Source organism: Thioalkalivibrio halophilus (assembly GCF_001995255.1).
GTDB lineage: Bacteria > Pseudomonadota > Gammaproteobacteria > Ectothiorhodospirales > Ectothiorhodospiraceae > Thioalkalivibrio > Thioalkalivibrio halophilus.
This window is the reverse complement of sequence record NZ_MUZR01000002.1, coordinates 26,317-44,933: the sequence shown is the minus strand read 5'-3', so window position 1 is coordinate 44,933 and position 18,617 is coordinate 26,317. Positions and strand designations below refer to the sequence as shown.

The following is an 18,617-nucleotide window of genomic DNA, read 5'->3' as shown; positions in this document are numbered from 1 at the left end:
GCATGGGGTAGCGGTCCGCGGGGCCGGCGTGCGGCCCGTCGAGCCGCCGGTGCGGTCCCGGGAGGTGATCCCGCGAATGGATCTCGCGACACCGGCTCAGCTCCACGACCTGCCGGAATCGCTCGCCTTCCCGGTACTGGCGCAGCCCCTGGACGGCCGCCGGGCCCGGGGCCGCCATGTTCGTGTGTTCCGGCAGCGGTGGCAACTGTTCCAGCCCAGCCAGGCACCCCTTGGCCCGATCATGCTGGATCATGAGCGGGTCGACACAACCAGGGCCGTGAGCGAATTGATGAAGGCCCTGCCGGGCTTCGTGTTGCAGCTGGACCTCACGTTGCTGGACCCCGCCTTTTGCAAGCTGTCCGAGGACGGCGGCAGAGCCGAATTGCTGCAGCATTGCACCACCATGGCGGTAGCCAACGAGGGATCTTTCGAGGAGTACTTCAACACCCGTCCGCGCAAGCTCCGGTCGAATCTGCGGCGGTATGCCAAACGCCTTCAGCAGGACGGTTTCAACGAGCGCCTCGAGCGGGTTGCCGACCCGGAGGCCGTCGCTCATGCGGTGGATCAGCACGGCGATATCGAGACTGCGGGCTGGAAGGGCTGTGAAGGCACCGCAATGCATCCGACACGTGCTCCTGCGCCACGGGCGGCAGGCGGCCCGCCGGGCTCGTTCTCAACTGCGCGCACAGTCAGGGAAAGACTGAGGCGGCAGCATCCGACGGGGTGAGGCGTAGCTGCCATTTGCGGGTTGTGCCCGCGGCGGGCCACAGGGCCGGGGGATCGGCCCGACATTCGGCGGGTCCCAGGGTGGACAGGTGCACGTCGCCGGATGGTTCGCTGTCGCCCGCCAGACGGCGGATCCCGTGCGGGTTCAGCCAGCGTGCAGGTACGTCCGCGGAGGTCGGCTGCAACTGCAGCCGATAGTGCAGGGTGGCCTCCTGGTCGTCGATGGTCAGTTGTGCCTGCCACCGGTGGTCCGCCAGGGTTGCGGGGCGAAGGGCCTGCCGGCGGCCCAGCCGCCCGCCGAACAGCCGCCAGTCCAGGGTCGCCTGCAGGCGGTCGAGGGTTGTGCGTTCCGGCGCCCGCGTCAGGCGCACCGGCGCTCCGGAGCCAGTGAGGGTGACCCCCGAATCCGTCGGCTCTACCGAGAGGACATCCAGCCGGGTGAGGCCGAAGAGCCCGCCAGCGGACTCCACCATCGGGGTCCAGCCAGCCACCGCCGGTTCATCCTGAAGGTGCGACGCCGCCATCCGGACCGGTGGTGCGACCACCGGGCGACCGTCCACCTCCACATGGAAGGGGCACAGGGCCGCCTGGCGCAGATCGGCGACCGCGCGTCCGAACCCCTGGACGGCCTGGCCACGGGTAGAGATCCGGGCATCCACGCGTGCGCCGCGATAGCGCAGCAGCCCCGCCTCGGCGTCTTCGGTTACTCCGGGCCCCGGGTTCCAGGCCGGCGACCAGTCGGGCAGGCCGGTGCCCGAAAGCCAGGGATGGCCGGCCAGGGTTGCGGACAGCAACCCCGCGAACCAGGCGTTGTACACCGTCAGGTACATGTAGCCATCCCAGCCGGCGGCCTCGCCACAGCCTCCGCCCGGCGTCAGCCACAGCAGGCCGTCGTCGCGCTGCTGGCGTTCGAGGCGCTGGCGGAGGTTGCGGGCGACCTGCAGGACCTCGGTTGCCGTGTCCGGCCGCAGCGCCCCCGGACGCAGCAGCAGTCCGTGCAGCACCGTCAGCAGGCAGGCATCGCCGAACAGGGCATGGTTGCTGCGCCCGAGCCCGCCACAATAGCCGGAGTCGGTCAGAAACAACCCCAGCCAGTCCAGGCCGCGCATCAGTGCGGTTTCCAGTTCGGCATCCGGCGCCCGCCCCAGCGCAAGATGCAGGCACAGGAGAAATTTCAGATGGTAGGCCACCGGCGTGGCGATGCCCCGTTGCGGGTCGGGATGCCGCGGGAAATCGATGAACCCCCCCGCCCGGGTGGTCCATGCCCGCACCTGACTGCGCAACCGGTGCTGTTCGCGCGGAAGCCGATCCGGGCTCGCCTCACGCACCCGCAGGGCCTGCGCCAGCAGGCTCCAGTTGTTTGACGGGTACCCGCGGGCCAGCGGACATTGGGTGCGTGCCGCGGCCACCCGGTCGGATTCCGTCGTTTGCTCCAGCGTCCCGGCCAGCAGCCCCAGCCCGAGCCGGTTGAACGGTTCGTGTCCGCGCTGCGCTGCGGGGAGTGCGGACCACTGTCGCAGCAGGACATGGGCTGTTTCGTTCCGGTCATGATGGGTCAGGGCCAGGGCCGCCAGCACCGCGCCATAGTGGTCGGTGGGTGTGGAGCGGTCGGCACAGGGGTCATGCAGGACACCATCGGATGTCACAAGGGCTTCCAGCGCCCCGGTGACACCGCCGGCAAGCGATCGCAGACGCGCACGCTCGTCTGCCGAAGAGGCTGCATAAGTTGTCCGCGACATGACCTCATAGTCCCTTGTGGTCGGACACCACCGCAAGCACAGCCCCCCGCGGGCCTGCCGAAAAAAACAGCCCGCCCGCATTGGCTGCAGGCAGGCTGAATCCGGAATCGCAACTGGCCTTGACGAGAGAGAAGGCCAACCTGGGAGTGTGATGCAGATCCGGAATGCTCGGAGGGAGCATGTCCCTGACGCTACCCGGAGAACGGGCCTCCGTATGTGCGCCAGCGAACCATGCCCCGTATTTTTGAACCCTGTCCCTTGCGGTTTCGGGTTCGGGTGTTTTAGTTGCGTTCGTACTCGGGTGCGTCCTGCAGGGTTTCTTCGTCCATGTCGACGTAGAGCTTGATGTCATCGCCGTCCATTTCGTGGCTGACGCGGTCCCAGGAGAGGGCGATGTCTTTTTCGCCGAGGCCCAGGACTCCGCCGGTGCCAACGATGACCGCGACGATGTTCCCGTCCCGGTCGATCACGAGGTCGCTGACTTCGCCGATGTCCGTGTCGTCGCTGCGACTGTGGATGTTCGCACCGATAATGTCGCCGGCATGCTGCGCGCCCTCCGGGGCGCGGTCAAAATGGGGCGCACTCGCGTGATCGGCCCCCCGGGCACCCGGTTCATCCATGCCGGCTTCGGGTCCGTTCATGGCCCCGTGATCCGGTCCTTCATCGTTGTGTTCGCCGGCGAAAGCGCTGCCGCCCATGCCCAGGGCAAGGACGGGAACGATGGCGGCGGTCAGTTTCAGTTTGGTAAAGGTCTTCATGATTGTTTCCTCTCAAGATCGGTGTTCGTACCGGATGAATCGCCGCGTTCATGCCGCGGGCCGGTTCGCCCGAGGAGATGAACGCGTAGAGGATTCTGGGAGTTGCGGCGCAGGGGCTCCGTACGGTGAGACACAAAGGGGGTACGTATGCGGCCTTGATGGCCTGGAACGTGATCCAGCCTGCAGAAAGAGGCGGAAGGGCGAGGGGCCGTTTTATAGATCGGTGGAACCCTGACGCTCGGCGTGGGTGGCCTCGTGAAGGCGACGCACGAGCGTCGGGATGCGCATCTCCCAGCGGTTCTCGCGGGCGTAGGCGATGATCGCTTCGTGGTCCCACCGGGCCTCCAGGGCGTCGGCGATCGCGTCGCGCAGGGCATCGCCGTCGCCCAGTTCGACCAGGCGGCCGAGCCAGTCGGCGTGAATCACCTCGGCGTTGCCGCCGACGCGGGTGGTCACTGTCGGCAGGCCGCAGGCGGCGGCTTCCAGGAACACGTTGGCCCAGCCCTCGAAACGGGTGGCGAGCACGAACAGGTCGGCGGCGGAGTAGTAATCGCGCAGGCGTTCCGGGGCGACCGCGCCGGTGAAATGCACCCGTTCGCTCACCCCTTTCTCCTCCGCCAGCCCCTGCAGCCAGGCCAGCTCGTTGCCGTCCGGACCGCCGCCGCCCACGCACAGATAGTGCAGGTCCGGGTGTCGCTGGAGCAGGGCGGGCATCTGCTCGATCACGCGGTGGAAACCCTTGCGCTCGTTCAGGCCGCCTACGGTGATCATGATCTTCGCCGCCTGCGGCAGGCCCAGTGCTCGCCGGCAGGCCTCGCGATCCTCGGGGCGGAAGTGCTCGAGATTGATGCCGTTGGGCATCACCTCGACCTGGTGGGGCGGGATGCCCATCTCCAGGGCGAGGCGGCGCAGGTCATCCGACACGGAAAATACCCTGGCGGCGCCGTGCATCGCACGCAGGGCGAGCCAGCGGCAGGCACGCGTGCGCGAGATCCGCAGCAGGGTGCCGCGCAGGGTGATGGTCCACGGGAGACCGAGCCAGCGGCCCAGCAGCCAGGCGGTGACGCCGTCGGGGTAGATGAAGTGGCTGTCGATGGCGGTAATGCCCTGTTCGCGCTTCAGGCGGCGCACCAGCGGCAGGATGCCGAGGGCCAGGAACGGCGCGTCGGTCCATTTCATGATGCCGGGGATGCACAGGAAGCGGGGGTGGTACACATCGATCCCGTCCTGCACCTCGTGACGCGGGATGGGCGGACGAAAGTGCGGCTTCCAGAACCGGCGGATCAGCCCCTGTCCGGGGAACCAGGCGACCGGGGCGACCACCACCAGCGGGATGTGTTCGGCGACGCGGAACATGCGCTCGCGCACGAATACGCCATAGGTCGGCTGCACCGCGTTGGGGAACACCCGCGACAGCACCAGCAGCTTCATGTGGCAACCCCGACCGAGGGGGCCGCCTGCCGCACGCTCTCGATCACGTGCCGGGCGTTGGCCTGCCAGGTACAGCCCTGCGACTCCACCAGTGCGGCGGCCTGATCGCCCAGTTGTTTCCGCCAGGCATCGTCCGCCAGCAGGCGGTGCAGCTGTTCCGCCAGCGCATCCCAGTCGCGCGGCGGGAACAGCAGGGCGCCGTTTTCGTGTTGCACGACCTCGCGGATGTTCGGCTTGTCCGGGGCGACCACGGCGCGCCCCAGGGCCAGGTATTCGAACAGCTTGATCGGGGAGGCATAGTCGGTCACGTCCGGTTGCACGGCGATATCCAGGGCGGCGATATGGGCCGGGATCGCGGCGCGCTCGACCGGCCCGGTGAAATGCACGCAGGCCTCCAGCCCGGCCTGTTCGACCTGCTGGCGCAGCGCCGGAACGGCCGGACCGTCGCCGACGATCAGCAGGTGCAGATCCGGGTGGCGGGCGCGCAGGCCGGCCACGGCATGGATCAGCCCGTCGACCCCGTGCCAGGGGCGGATCCAGCCGACGAAGCCGACCACCCGGGCCCGCTGCAGGCCGTAGTGTGCGCGCACCGTCGAGCCCTCCACGCCGGGATGGAAGTGCGCCCCGTCGACGCCGTTGGGCATTACCAGCAGGCGTTCCCGCGGCACGCCGCGCGCGGCGAAGATATCCGCCATGGCCCGAGTGACCACGATGGTCCGGTTGGCGCGGCGGCAAAGCCAGTCCTCGAGCCACTGGGCCAGGCGGCGGAAGACCAGGTCGCCGTGGGTCTGCAGTTCGAGGCTGAGCGGGGCATTCACCTCCAGCACCAGGGGGCGGCGGGTCAGCCACGCCACCAGACGACCGGCGAAGCTGAACAGGCTGTAGCGTTCGTAGATGAAATCCGGCCGGTGACGCAGGACTGCCACCAGCAGCAGGACCATCGCCGGGCCGTTGTAGGCCAGCGACAGCAGCTCGTAGACCCAGAAGGGGATGGGCACGCCTCCCAGCGTGGGGCGTGCATCTCCGTCGTCGGAGGATTTCGCCGCCGGGGCCGGCGGGATATCGTCGTCGTCCGTGTGTTCCGGCAGACGCCGCTGCAGCGGCGCCACCATGTGGACCTCGTGGCCCAGCTCGCGAAACGCATCGCACAGCGCACGGATGTGAACGCCCTGGGCGTCCTCGCCGCGGGTGCGATGGTGGTAGAGGATCTTCATGATTCCAGGGCCTCGCTCTCGACCCAGCGGTACTTCCCGGAGGGGGAGGGGGCGATGTGATCCACCAGCTGCAGCCGCACCGGTACCTCGGCATGCAGGATGCCCTGCATGCCCCGCGTCACGGCCCGGGTTTCGTCCGCGCCCCAGGGGCCGCTGGCGATCACCTCGATATCCAGGCTCAGATCCGCGCGCTGCACCAGCCGGTACTGCGCGACCTGCGGCATGTCGCGCATGACGTAGTTGGCGGCCGAACCGTGCACCCGGCGCCCGGCGGCCCCGACCAGGAAGTCGTTGCGTCGTCCCTCCAGGCGGTCCAGCGTCGGCAGCGGCGAGCCACACGGGCAGTCCGTGCCATCGCCCAGGCGCCCGCGATCGCCCACTCGGTAGCGCACGAAGGGCATGCTGTAGCCATCCAGATTGGTGATCAGCAGATCCCCGATGCCGTCGGCATCCGGCTGGTCGACCTCCACATGCACATGTTCGGTGGCGATATGCAGGCGCCCGTGCCGGCACTCGTGCGCGACCAGGCCGCCATCGCGCGAGCCGTATTCGTTGGCCACGGGACATTGCAGGATGCTCGCGATCTGTTCGCGTACCTGCGGGTAAAGCATCTCCGAGGTGCAGACCACCACCCGTGGGCGCCAGCCGCGTGCCAGTCCCGGGTTCGCCTCCAGCGTCCGGGCCACGCGCAGGATCACGGTGGGGTAGCCGTAGACGAGTCGTGGCCGGAAGCGCCCGAGGAAGCGCGCATAGGCCTCCAGGCGCTCCGGCGTCAGCTCGTGCGCCGACAGCACCACCTGGTTGAGGAAGTAGCGATCCTTGATCACGCGCAGGCGCGAGGCCTTGCCCAGCTCGATTGGCGAGCCCCAGAAATCCACCTGGCGATCGCCCGGCCGGATGCCGAACCAGCCGCGAAAGCGCAGCTTCTGTGCGTTGTGGCGTGCCTCCTTGACCCGGTCCGACCAGAACACCAGCGGCCGCCCGGTGGAGCCGCCGGTGCTGGAGGGCAGCAACGGGCCGGCGGCGTTGTCGGCCAGCAGATCGCGCCCGCGCTCGCGCACCGTGTCGCGCTCCAGCACCGGGAACGCGGCGAGCTCCGGGGAAGCCCCCGCCAGGATCTCGCGGTAGTACGGAACGTGGCAGGTGCAATGCTCGAGCAGGGCCTGCAGTCTGATCCTGTGTTCGCGCGACACTGCTGCCGCGCCGGCCTGCTCGCCCTGGCGCAAGCTCCGCAGATGAGCGGCCGTCTCGCGCCCGCGTAACTGCTCGTGGACCGGCCACAGCAGGTGTCTTGCCAGTGGCTGCGGCATGCGCAGCGGCCAGTCGGGCTGTGGCAGAAGACGTGCAGGGCGGGCGGAGTCGTTCATGGGGCATGGCTCCTCACGCGATGCGCTCGGCGGGTACGTCGACTCGCTGGCGCAGGAAGGATTCGAACATCAGCAGGGCCCACAGCGGGCGCGAGTGGTCGGAGCGTCCGCTCTGGTGCTCGTCCACCAGCTGGCGCAGGCGTTCGGGGTTGAACCAGCCGGAATCGGCCAGCCGCTCGCCCAGCACCGCCTGGCGCAGGGTGTCGCGCAACGGGCCGCGGAACCAGTCGGCGATCGGCATGACGAAGCCCTGCTTGCGCCGGTACAGCACGTCGTGCGGCAGGTCCTGCTCGAACGCACGCTTGAGCAGGTACTTGCCCTCGCCCTGATGCAGGCGCAGGTTGGCCGGCAGGGTCGCCGCCCATTCGACGAACGGGTGATCGAGGATCGGCACCCGCACCTCCAGACCGTGCGCCATGCTGGCGCGATCGACCTTGGTCAGGATGTCGCCCGGCAGCCAGGTCTTCAGGTCCAGGTACTGGACGAAATCCAGCGGTTCCTCGCGCGGGGCACGGGCGGCGTGCGCGTGCAGCACCTCGCTGGCCGCGTAGCCCTGGAGCTCGCGGCGAAAGCGCGGGGAAAAGAGCCGGGCACGGCTGGCATCGTCGACCACGGTCACGCTGCGCAGATAGCCCTCCACCGCGTCCCTGGCCAGCGCCTGAAAGGTCGCCTTGGCGCGGAACGCGCGCGGGGCCCAGTCGGCCTTGGGGTACAGTGCCGCCAGGGTGCCAAACAGCGGCCGGCGCAGTCCGCCCGGCAGCAGGCCGCGCAGGCGTTCCTCCTGGCGAAACCCCCGGTAACGCCGATACCCGGTCAGGGTCTCGTCCCCGCCATCCCCGGACAGCGCGACGGTGACGTGCTGCCGGGTCAGGCGGGAAAGCTCGTAGGTCGGCAGCGCGGAGCTGTCGGCAAAGGGTTCGTCATACAGCTGGGCGAGGGGGTCGATCAGCTGCATGCGGTCGACGTCCACCTGATCCAGGAAATGCCGGGCACCGACGCGCCCGGCCACTGCACGGGCATGATCGCTCTCGTTGAAACGGGGATCGCCGAACCCGATGGAGCAGGCATTCACCGGGTCCTCCGAGAGCTGGCTCATGGTGGCCACCACCGCGCTGGAATCCACCCCGCCGGACAGGAAGGCCCCCAGTGGCACCTCCGAGACCATGCGGATGTCCACCGCCTCGTGCAGCCGCGCCCGCAGTTCGTCCTGTGCCGCCTGCGTGCTGGCCGGACTCGAGGCCGCGAACTGGAGATCCCAGTACGGGCGCGGTCGCGCGTCTTCCGTGCCGGGCTGCAGGCTCAGGGTGTGGCCCGGCGGCAGCTTGCGGATGGCGGCGAAGATGCTGCGCGGATCGGGTACGTAGCCATAGGCGAAATATTCTTCCACCGCTTTGGGGTCGAGATCGCGCGGCAGCTCCGGACAGGTCAGCAGCGACTTGATCTCGGAGGCGAACAGCCAGCGCCCGTCGGGCAGACGGGCGTAGTGCAGCGGCTTGATGCCGAGGCGATCGCGGGCGAGAAACAGGGTCTGGCGCTTGCGGTCCCAGATGGCGAAGGCGAACATCCCGCGGAAGTGTTCGACACAGGCCTCGCCCCATTCCTCCCAGGCATGCACGATCACCTCGGTGTCGCAGTGGGTGCGGAAGTGATGCCCGCAGGCCTGGAGTTCCCGCATCAGCTCGGGGAAGTTGTAGATCTCGCCGTTGTAGACGGTCAGTACGCTGCCGTCCGCGTTGGCCAGCGGCTGGCGGCCACCCGCAAGGTCGATGATCGCCAGCCGCCGATGTCCCAGGGCGATCCCGGGTTCCTGGTGCTGGCCATCGTCGTCCGGACCGCGATGGAACTGCACGACATTCATGCGTTCCAGGAGCGCGTGCCCGGGCGTGACATCGGCTTGCGCGGCGAGGATGCCGACCAGACCACACATGGTCAGGCCCCTCCCGCGGACGGGTGGCGGGGTCGGCGAGCAGCTGGCAACAGGGAGCGGTAGAGCTCGGCGTAGGCCGTCACCATGCGTCCCAGGCCAAAGGTGCTTTCGGCCCGTTCGCGTGCCCGGGCGCCTTCGAGTTGCAGGCGCCCGGGATCCCGGACGTAGTCCGCCAGGGTGCTGCACAGGGCGTCGGGATCGCCCGGTTCCAGCAGCGTGCCGGTGCGGCCGTCCTCGACCAGTTCCGGGAGCCCGCCGACGCGCGAGGCGACCACCGGCAGGCCGCTGGCCATCGCCTCGAGGACCGTGACCGGGATGCCCTCGGCCAGCGAAGGCAGGACGAACAGGTCCATCGCCCGCAGTTGTTCCGGCATGTCGGTCCGGTTGCCGGGCATCCAGGTCTGCTCCTCGATCCCCAGTGCCGCGACCTGCTCGCGCAGACGTGCTGCCTCGGGGCCGTCGCCCAGCAGTACCAGGCGCAGGCGTGGAAAGTGCTCGGGCAGCCGCTCGCGCAGACCGGCAAAGGCCGCGACCAGGGTGGCTTGATCCTTGACTGGCGACAGCCGCCCCACGGTGCCGATCACCAACGGCGCGTCCGGCGAGCGCTGCGTGTGGTCGTGCGGGCGGAAGCGCCGGGTATCCACGCCGTTCACGATGTGCTGCACCCGCGTCCGGGGGATCCCCGCGGTGGTGGTCAGGTAGTCGGCCAGGTGCGCGGAAACCGTGACGTGGCGATGGACCCATGGGCTCAGCCACTGACGCAGGCGGCGGTACTTGGGGTTGCTGCCGTCGAGGTCTGCCATGTCCCAGCCATGTTCGGCATGCACCCTTGCGGGCACCCCGGCCAGCGTAACGGTCGGCTGACATTCCAGCGCGGCCAGGTTGGAGCTGTGGACGATGTCCGGGCGCAACTGGTACAGCAGCCGCCACAGGCGCAGGAACATGCCCGGACCGATCCCCGGTCGCTTGTGCAGGGCGTAGATCTCGACGCCCTCCGGCAGGCGGGCACTGAAATCCGTGTAGTCGGCGATGCAGATGATTACGTGGCGAAAGGCATCGCGGGGCAGATTGCGCACGAGTTCGATCAGGATGTTCTCGAGCCCGCCCACGTCCAGGCGATAGACGATATGCGCGACCAGCGGCCGGGTATCGCGACCGTCGCGTGCCAGGGCCGGGGCGGGGGTGGTTTCCGTCACTGCGCCCGCACCCGTTCCAGCCGTTCCAGGACCGCCGGCAGCGCGTCTTCGGCATAGCGCTGCAGGCTGGCTTCGACCTCGGAGGGGTCCTGGTCGAATTCGGCATAAAAGGCGACCAGTGCGGCATCGTCCCGTCCGCCCAGCAGGCGATGTACCGCCTCGCGCGCCTTGACCTCGTGGGCCCGGGTCGTCAGTGTCCCGTTGACCCAGTAAAGCCGCCAGACCACGAATTGCCGCTCGGGCCCGCGCACCAGGAAGCGCTCCGCCCGCGGCCCGTCGTTTACCGTCACCGATCCGGCGCGCTGCTGCGACCAGTCGGAGCGCTCTCGCCCGGCCAGGGTGTTGTCCCAGCCCACCATGCTGCCGTGGCGGTGCTGCTCGCGGTAATAGGCGACATGCAGGCCCACGGCGGGGACGCCCTCGTTGTCCGCGACCCAGCCGCCACGCTCGGCCCGGGCAAAGCGATACCCCGGTTGCCAGGGGTCCGGTTCGGTGCCGGCGGAGACCGCGTGCCAGTCGTCGGTGACGATGGCGCCGTCACCCAGCCCCGCGACCTCACCTAGGTCGCGCTCGTTCATCCACTGGCTCCAGGCCGGCCCGGCGCTGACGAGGATGATCCCCAGCAGCGTGATCGCGAACAGCAAGGCGGTGCCCGCCGTTACCGTAGCGCCACCGGCGGTGTCGACCGGAGCGGGCGACGAGGGTGTATCCGCCCGGGGTTCGTCTTCGCGCCACAGGGCGCCGATCCAGAACATCAGGAAGATCACCACGCCGAAGAAGATCCAGCCGTAGATCAGGTGATCCACGCCGGCCGCATGCTCCATGCCGCTGAGGTGGCCGATCATCACGATCATGTAGGCGCGCAGGCCGTTGGCGATGATCGGCACTACAATGGCGACGGCGATGAAGAGCAGACGCCGCGACAGGCTGCGGTACATGATGTACGCATACAGCGTCCCCAGCGCGACCGAGGCGATCAGGTAGCGCACGCCGGAGCAGGCCTCGACCACCGACCAGCTCCCGGTGGGCAGTTCGAACTGCAACCCGTCTCGATAGATCGGGATACCCGACAACTGCACCGCGTAGACGGTGAAATCGGCGGTGAAGTCCATCAGCGGCGGCACCAGGAACTCGCCGAACGGCACTGCGAACAGCAGGTAGGCGAGAGGAAACATCAACACCCGGATCGCGGCGCTGCCCAGCACCAGCCATACCACCGCCGGGATCATCAGGGTGGCCGCGAACTGGCGTACCGAGGAGACATCCACCAGGTCGCCCATCACCCAGGCCATGCCCAGCAACAGGACAGGTGCCACGGCCAGGGCATTCGGTCGGGGTACCACGGTCGCCAGCTCGCTGCGCTTGAGCCAGACCAGGAACAGCACGATCGGGACGATCAGGAACCCGTGGGTGAAGGTCTCCGAGCGCGACCAGGTCTCCACCATGGAGAGCCAGGTCGGGGCAAACACCACAAGGGTGATGGCCAGCACCAGCACGAATGCGGTCAGTGGCCACTGCCAGGCGGGTGCCGGCAGGGGCCATCGGGAAGCGAGAGCCTCGTTCATGCCGTCTCCGTGCCGGAGGTGACCACCGACGGGTGAGTGGAGGCGTTCAGATGCCGGTCGAGCATCGCGAGGTTGCGTCCCCAGTTGTAATCCGCCTCCACCCGCGCTCGCGCGCAAGCGCCGCGGTGGCCCCCCGTGTCGTGCAGTGCGCGCAACACGGCGGCGGCGAAGGTCTCCGGATCGGTGTCGGCCTCGATCACTTCATGCTCGCGCTCCGCGGTCAGGCCCTCCAGGGCCTGGGGGGAAGCCACTACCGTGCGCGCCAGGGCCATGGCCTCCAGCACCTTGTTCTGGATGCCGCGGGCAATCCGCAGGGGGGCCACGGCCAGTTCCGCATGGCCGATCCACGGTCGCATGTCCTCTACGAATCCGGTGACCTCGACGCCCGGCAGGGCGCCGAGTTCCTGCACCGCGGGTGTGGGGCGGCTGCCGACGATGTGGAACTCGGCGGTCGGTTCGGTCTCGCGGATCCGCGGGAACACGGAGCGGGCGAACCAGATCGCGGCATCGACGTTGGGCCAGTAGTCCATCGCCCCGCTGAAGACCAGGGCCCGCGCATCGGGTGCATAGGGGATTTGCGGGGGAATGCGGGCCGGGGCGAAGAAATCGGTATCCACACCGTTGTTCATTGCGTGCACCCGGCCGGCACGTTCCGGTGCGAGTTTGCGGAAGGATTCGGCCTCGGCCGGAGATACGAACAGGCTGGCATCGCTGCTGCGTGCGAGGCGTCGTTCGTAGTCCAGCAGCTTGCGGCCTTCGCGCCGGTAGACCGCATTCATCGGCCAGCGCCGGGTCTGCGCATACTGGGTCCACTTGTCGGAGTCGACATCGACGAAATCGGTGACCCGCGTCAGTCCCGGGCGGTGGTCGACATATTGCCCCATTGCCGAGGAGAAGATCAGCGCACGTTCGACAGGGTGGGCCTCCAGGGTACGGTCGACCCAGTGCTGGAGCGCGGGATCGCGGTACCACGGCAGCGTCAGCGCCTCGCCGGTGGCAAAACCGCGCAGTGCCCGCAGCCGCGCGCGGCGACCGGGCAGGGGACGCACGCAGACACTGGCGCACAGTGCCTCCAGCTCGCCGATGTACGTCCGGTCGGCCGGGTCGTCGATGAACGTTCCCAGGTGCACACGGTAGTGCCGCACGAGGTAGTGCAGGATGTGATACGAGCGGATCTTGTCGCCCTTGTTCGGCGGCCACGGAATCCGGTGCACGAGATACAGAAGATCATCCATAGGAGCACTCCGTGCTAGCCGAGGGAGCGGGAGAGCCGGGGGCCCAGCCAGTTGGCGACCGGCCGCGGCAGGTGTTGCCAGGCCTTGATGAAGTAGCGGTATTTGGGGTTGAGCGGATTGACGTCGGGCATCTCGCGGGCGCGCACCAGGTGGTATTCGTAGTGCAGCGGCTGTGGCTCGAACCCCCAGTTCTTCTTGAAGCTGAAGGAGCCGGTATCGCGCTTGCTGCGGCCGAAGTCGTAGATGCGATAGCCGTCCTCGCAGGCGCGGCGCATCAGTTCCCAGTAGAGGAAATCGTAGCCCGCCACCTGGCGCGCCTCGGGCGTCCCGGCGCCGTAGTAGGGCAGTACCTCATCGCGGAAATAGAACGTCATCACCGTGGCGACCGGGTTGCCATTGCGGGTCGCGGTCAGTAGGCGGCAGTCGTCGCCGAACACGTCCAGCAGGGTCCGGAAATAGAGCCGGCTGAAGACGGGTGTGCCCATGCGATGCACGCTGGCGGCATAAATGGGGAAGAAACGTTCGATGCCGGCGTCGAATTCGCTCGCCAGACCGGCCTTGATGCCTTTGCGCACCATGCGCCGTTGCTTGCGCGGAATCGCGTTCATGTTGGCCTCGACGTCGGCCTCCAGCGGCTTGCGGAAGGTGACGTAGAGATCCTTGGTGGGCCGCTCGGGGTAGTGGGGCTCGCGGTGGCGGTACTCGAGGTAGTCGACGCCCAGGCTATCCGCCAGTCGGCAGGCGTGCCGGTCCAGCGCCGCAAAGGCGTCCGGGGTGCGCGCGGCGATGCCGCCGTAGACACCGAAAGCCATCGACGTCAGGGCGTCGCCGAACAGGCGGGAGCGCACCCGTGCCAGCGGGAGCACGCCGACGATCGTCCCGCCCTGCTCGACATACAGGAAAAAGGTCCGGTGACCGAAGGCGCGGCGCATGACATCGGCCCAGCCCGCACGATGGAAGAACGTCGCGTCCGGGCACTCCTGGACGAAGGCGTCCCAGCGCGACCGGTTCTGCGCATCCAGCTCGTGTATCCGCAGCTCGGTGTTGCCCGCAGGCGGTCCCAGGTTGTCAGGCGATTGATACACGAGCGATCTCCGTTGTCAGCGCGGGGCGCGGCGTGGCTGCGAGCTGGTCGGCGAATACGCGATCCATGCGATCCCATTCGAAATCCTGGAGCAGACGTTCCAGACGCGGCGCCATGCGCTTGAGGTTCAGGTAGTGACGAAAACGGGTCTTCGCATCGATGCCGGGGATGCGGGGCTGATCCGGATCGATCTCCCAGGGGTGGAAGTAGAACACCGCCGGCATGCCATCGACCCGTGCGATGTGGCGCAGGGCATGACGCGAGACCGCATAGGGCAGCAGGCGGAAATAGCCGCCGCCTGCGACTGGCAGATTGCGGCCGCCCATGCGCAGAGTGGCGGGCGGCAGCTCCAGGATGCCGCCTTCCAGCGGCCTGTGAGGTTCGCGCGGGGCATCCGGCATACCGTAATGGTCATGGTGGACAGGGTAGATGCTCGAGCTGTAGGCGTGCCCGGTCTCGGCCAGGACGTCGTGGGCCCAGAGATTGTCCTCGCCGATCGAGAAACTCGGCGCGCGATAACCACGGATGACGGTTCCCGAGAGGTCCTGCAGGATCCTCCGGGCGCGCGTGATGTCTTCGCGGAACGCCCAGGGCGTCAGGTCGGTCACCCGCTGATGGCCGTAGCCATGGCTGGCCAGTTCGTGTCCGGCTTCGACAATGCGCCGAATCGCCCGGGGGTAGCGTTCCGCGATCCATCCCAGGGTGAAGAAGGTGGCCCGTGCCCCGTTGCGTTCGAACAGCTCGAGAATCCGGTCCAGATTGCGCTCGATCCGGCATTCGCGAGTGTCCCAGCTGCTGCGCGGGATGCTGGGGGCCAGTGCGGAGACCTGAAAGTAGTCTTCGACATCGACGGTGAGGGCGTTGGCGGCCCGGTTTCGGATTGGCGACATGAGTGTACCCCGCGGGTCTGTCATGAATGCGTGCCGTCGGCCCTGTGGACCCGCGGCTCGCATTGTTCGCCCAGGAGTTCCAGAATCTCCTGGGACAGGCGGAAGTTGATCGAAAGGTTGCGTTCCATCCGCTGGAGGCGTTCGTGCAGGGCTTCGATGTCCAGTTCCATGCGCAGCAACGCCACCTGGCCGGCGACCATGGTGGTGTTGCTGCCCGGGACGTCGGTCTGCTCGGTGGCTGCAGCCTGCGCGTCGGTTGCCGCCCCGTCCTCCACCGGGTTCTGTCCCAGGTCCTCTTCGATCTCGTCGATGACCATCCGGGCATGAGCGGCGTCCAGTTCGGCCCTTTCCTCGAGGTAGCCCATCAACAGAAGGCGGTCGCAGAAGGTGTTGACCTTGCGCGGGATGCCGCCGGTGTAGTCATGGATGCGAGGCCAGATGTCGTCCGCAAAATGCGGACGGTCCTGCCAGCCGACACGGGCGAGGCGATGTTCGATGTAGGCGCGCGTGTCGTCCTCGTCCATCGGCCCCAGGTGGTAGGTCGCGATCACGCGCTGGCGCAGCTGCTGCATGTTTTCGCTGCGCAGGAGTTGCCGGAATTCCGGCTGCCCCAGGAGGAAGCTCTGCAGCAACGGACCATCCGTCCCCTGGAAATTCGAGAGCATGCGCAACTCCTCGACCGCGTCGGGACCGAGATTCTGCGCCTCGTCCACCACCAGGAGGGCGCGCTGGCCCCGTGCCCGGGTGTCGTTGAGGAACCCGTCGAGGCGTCGTAGCTGCCCGGCCTTGTGACTGGGCGCGTCCTCCAGGCCGAAGGCCAGACAGACCGAACGCAGAAGGTCCTCGGCATCCAGCTGGGTACTCACCAGCTGGGCGGCGACCAGCGGCTTGTCGCCCAGGGTCTCGAACAGGCTGCGCACCAGGGTGGTCTTGCCCGCACCGACCTCGCCGGTGATGACGATGAAGCCTTCCTCCAGCTGGACCCCGTATTCGAGGTAGGCCATCGCCCGGCTGTGGCCCTTGCTGGCGTAAAAGAAACGCGGGTCGGGGCTGAGGGCGAAGGGGCGGGCTTCGAGTCCGTAGAATTCCTCGTACATGACTCAGAATTCCTTGATCAGCATGCCGATGATCGAGTTTTCCCGGTACTCGTTGGCGCGGCTGTCCGAATCGCGGCGCTGATGCCGCAAGGCGAGACGCGCTGTCAATACCGGGGTGATTTCGCGGCTTACACTGGCGCGTAGATACCAGCGGTCATCCTCGCGATCGACCCCCAGAAACTCGGTATTACTGAACCCGCTGCTCAGCTCGCTGGTCGTGCGCGGACCGAGGTTCCACTGCCAGGAGGCATTGATCCCCGTGCGCCGGCGATTGTCCTGGAACAGGCCCAGGCCGCTTTCCAGTTCCGACTCGCGCTGGGTCTGGAATGCGTTGACTCCGAACACGCTGCGCCCGGTGTCGTAACTCCAGGAGGCGCGCCAGGTCCGGGTGAAGAAGTAGTTGGCCACCACGGCTTCTTCGGTCAGCCCGGAGATCGCCAGGAGGAAACTGACTTCCTCGAGCGTGAACTGGTCGAACAGCTCATCGACCGTCATACCCAGTTGCTGCGACAACTCGTTGAACTGAGCCCCGCGCCGTTCCCGGGTGGAGGTGATGCCTTCGTTGAAACTCAGGCGGTAGCTGGCGCGACGGCTGCGGTGATCCAGCGAGAAGGCGCGCGTCTTGCCGAAATAGCGCTCGCCATAGCGGCCATCGATCCGGGTGACGCGGGTGGGTGCCCAGCCGGCCCCGACTTCCCAGAAGCCGCCGTCCACGTCCTCGCGGGTGGTCGGAAAGTCGTTGTCTTCGTAGCCGGCCACACCGAAAAGCCGCAGCGACCGCCCGAAGCGATAGCCCAGGGTCCCGCTGACCTCGCTGAATTCGCCCTCGGGGCCCGACTCGAAGCGTTCCTTTTCGTGGGAGGCCGCGACCTGCCAGAACGGGCGGTTGAAGGCCGCGCCACTGTCCAGGGTGTATTCCACGCGGTGGGCATCGCTGTTGGGACGGTCGCTGCCGTGGTAGCGGATCTCGTCATAGGTGTAGCGGAGTTCCTGCTCGGCAAAGCTGCCGAAGCGGGTCCGCAACACCGGGGACAGGCTGTAGCGCGTGGTTTCCTCCAGGTTGCCGCGCGGCGTGCTGCCATCGATGCCTACTGGTGCCAGCAGTGACGAGACGTTTTCCCGTCGTGATGCGCGCGCCTCGATGAAGAAGGTATCCGGTATCACCTCCCAGTCATTGCGCGCGCGCAGATGGTGGCTGACCCGGTCCTCCTGCGATTCGCTGGCGTGGTAACGGGAATTCAGGCGGTAGCTGACTCGCGTTTCCATCCGCGGACTGATCCGCCGCAGGTTGACCCCCGGATTGATACGGCCGATCAGATCCGACGACTCTTCGCCGCGTGGAGCGAGGGTCACGTTGTCGGTGATCTCCACCGAGCCACTGATCCGCGGGGTCACTTCCCAGTCGGCCGCCAGCGCGGGCGACGACGTCAGGCACAAGACGGGCAAAATCCATCCACGGGCTGACGGGACCCGCTTCGCGATGGCGCCCGGCATGCGCTCAGGCCCCGGCACGGGCTTGTACCTCGTGTTCACGTCCATGGTAGTAGCTCCCGCCATAGTAGTAGCCCAGTCCCGGCAGGGCGGGGGCCCGATTGAGAGCGGAAAGGACAACATCACACGACTGGAGTTGCTCCATGGCCTGCTCGACCGAAGCGGCGGGCGTGCGGTCGGCATCCACGACCATGATCACCTGGCCCATGTGACTCGCCAGTACGCCGGGTTCGCTGGTCGCCAGCAGCGGCGGGGAGTCGAACAGGATGACGCGATCGTCATAACGCTCGTGAAGGTCATTGATGAGCCGCATCATCACGTCGCTCGCGAGGATTTCGGTGGAGCGGCCGTGCGGGCGCCCGGCGGGCAGGATCGTGAGGTTTTCCAGGTTCGTGCGCAGCAGGACATCCGGGAGGTCGATCCCGGGGTCCGTCAGGACGTCCATCAGGCCGCGGTCCGCCTCGAAGCCCATGGTGATCGGAATCGCGGGCCGGGCTACATCGGCGTCCACCAGCAGGACCGTACGGTCGAGCTCCTGCGCAATGCTCAACGCGAGATTGGTGGCCGTGAACGTCTTGCCTTCCCGGGGCAGGGCGCTGGTGACCATGATCAGCCGCCCCCTGGGGATCTGCATCGCGGAATGTCGGCCGAAGGCATTGTTGAGCAGCGGCCGCTTCATGATCCGGAATTCCTCGGCGATCGAGGAACGCTCCTCCCCCGGAATGACGATGCCCTGCTTGCGCAGCCAGGCAAAATCGATGTGCACCTGTTTCGAACGCGATGGCTCCGGTGCGGGGGCCGCCACCCCGAAGGGGGCGCTGCGCTCGTCGCCGGACCCCGTACCCTGGCGAGGACGGGTTCGGCTCTTGTCCAGGGCCTTTTCGATAATACTCATGA

The 18,617-nt window shown here is 67.7% G+C and carries 15 protein-coding genes; 1 reads left to right on the top strand and 14 read right to left on the bottom strand.

Annotated elements, in window-relative coordinates:
- Positions 1–76 precede the first annotated feature (76 nt).
- A complete protein-coding gene (locus B1A74_RS00265; RefSeq protein ID WP_143592216.1) occupies positions 77–727 on the top strand; it encodes a GNAT family N-acetyltransferase in 651 nt (216 codons plus the stop codon).
- Here the strand turns inward: B1A74_RS00265 and B1A74_RS00260 are convergent.
- The 14 genes from B1A74_RS00260 to B1A74_RS00195 all read right to left on the bottom strand — a co-directional run bounded on the left by B1A74_RS00260 (position 690) and on the right by B1A74_RS00195 (position 18,615).
- Positions 690–2,465, bottom strand: a complete 1,776-nt coding sequence (locus tag B1A74_RS00260) for a hypothetical protein (protein ID WP_244269140.1) — start codon at positions 2,463–2,465, stop codon at positions 690–692. The two genes, B1A74_RS00265 and B1A74_RS00260, sit on opposite strands and share 38 nt — an antisense overlap.
- 281 nt (positions 2,466–2,746) lie before the next feature.
- The gene (locus tag B1A74_RS00255) at positions 2,747–3,223 is read right to left on the bottom strand and encodes a PRC-barrel domain-containing protein (RefSeq protein ID WP_077243425.1); all 477 of its coding nucleotides are present in this window, start codon (positions 3,221–3,223) and stop codon (positions 2,747–2,749) included.
- 213 nt (positions 3,224–3,436) lie between these two features.
- The gene (locus tag B1A74_RS00250; RefSeq protein WP_077243424.1) at positions 3,437–4,654 is read right to left on the bottom strand and encodes a glycosyltransferase; all 1,218 of its coding nucleotides are present in this window, start codon (positions 4,652–4,654) and stop codon (positions 3,437–3,439) included.
- On the bottom strand, positions 4,651–5,868 hold the full coding sequence (locus B1A74_RS00245) for a glycosyltransferase family 4 protein (protein WP_077243423.1): 1,218 nt from the start codon (positions 5,866–5,868) through the stop codon (positions 4,651–4,653). The genes B1A74_RS00250 and B1A74_RS00245 overlap by 4 nt, the downstream gene beginning before the upstream one ends.
- Entirely contained in the window at positions 5,865–7,235 is a 1,371-nt protein-coding gene (locus B1A74_RS00240; RefSeq protein ID WP_018945782.1) for a phenylacetate--CoA ligase family protein, read from the bottom strand. The genes B1A74_RS00245 and B1A74_RS00240 overlap by 4 nt, the downstream gene beginning before the upstream one ends.
- 13 nt (positions 7,236–7,248) lie before the next feature.
- Positions 7,249–9,162 (bottom strand): XrtA/PEP-CTERM system amidotransferase, encoded by a 1,914-nt coding sequence (locus tag B1A74_RS00235; protein ID WP_077243422.1) that lies wholly within the window; start codon positions 9,160–9,162, stop codon positions 7,249–7,251.
- Between the two features lie 2 nt (positions 9,163–9,164).
- Complete coding sequence (locus B1A74_RS00230) at positions 9,165–10,358, bottom strand: TIGR03088 family PEP-CTERM/XrtA system glycosyltransferase (protein ID WP_077243421.1); 1,194 nt, start codon at positions 10,356–10,358, stop codon at positions 9,165–9,167.
- Entirely contained in the window at positions 10,355–11,923 is a 1,569-nt protein-coding gene (gene xrtA, locus B1A74_RS00225; RefSeq protein WP_077243420.1) for an exosortase A, read from the bottom strand. Before xrtA ends, B1A74_RS00230 begins: the two co-directional genes overlap by 4 nt.
- On the bottom strand, positions 11,920–13,158 hold the full coding sequence (locus B1A74_RS00220) for a TIGR03087 family PEP-CTERM/XrtA system glycosyltransferase (protein WP_077243419.1): 1,239 nt from the start codon (positions 13,156–13,158) through the stop codon (positions 11,920–11,922). Before B1A74_RS00220 ends, xrtA begins: the two co-directional genes overlap by 4 nt.
- A gap of 14 nt (positions 13,159–13,172) precedes the next feature.
- A complete protein-coding gene (locus B1A74_RS00215) occupies positions 13,173–14,222 on the bottom strand; it encodes a FemAB family XrtA/PEP-CTERM system-associated protein (RefSeq protein ID WP_425274664.1) in 1,050 nt (349 codons plus the stop codon).
- Positions 14,223–14,226: 4 nt separating this feature from the next.
- Positions 14,227–15,132, bottom strand: coding sequence for an XrtA system polysaccharide deacetylase (locus B1A74_RS00210; RefSeq protein ID WP_024328386.1), 906 nt, complete (start codon positions 15,130–15,132; stop codon positions 14,227–14,229).
- 20 nt (positions 15,133–15,152) lie between these two features.
- On the bottom strand, positions 15,153–16,229 hold the full coding sequence (locus tag B1A74_RS00205) for an XrtA/PEP-CTERM system-associated ATPase (protein WP_024328387.1): 1,077 nt from the start codon (positions 16,227–16,229) through the stop codon (positions 15,153–15,155).
- Positions 16,230–16,232: 3 nt separating this feature from the next.
- Complete coding sequence (locus B1A74_RS00200) at positions 16,233–17,723, bottom strand: TIGR03016 family PEP-CTERM system-associated outer membrane protein (protein WP_077243417.1); 1,491 nt, start codon at positions 17,721–17,723, stop codon at positions 16,233–16,235.
- A 4-nt stretch (positions 17,724–17,727) separates the two neighbouring features.
- Positions 17,728–18,615 (bottom strand): XrtA-associated tyrosine autokinase, encoded by an 888-nt coding sequence (locus B1A74_RS00195; protein WP_018945791.1) that lies wholly within the window; start codon positions 18,613–18,615, stop codon positions 17,728–17,730.
- Positions 18,616–18,617 lie beyond the last annotated feature (2 nt).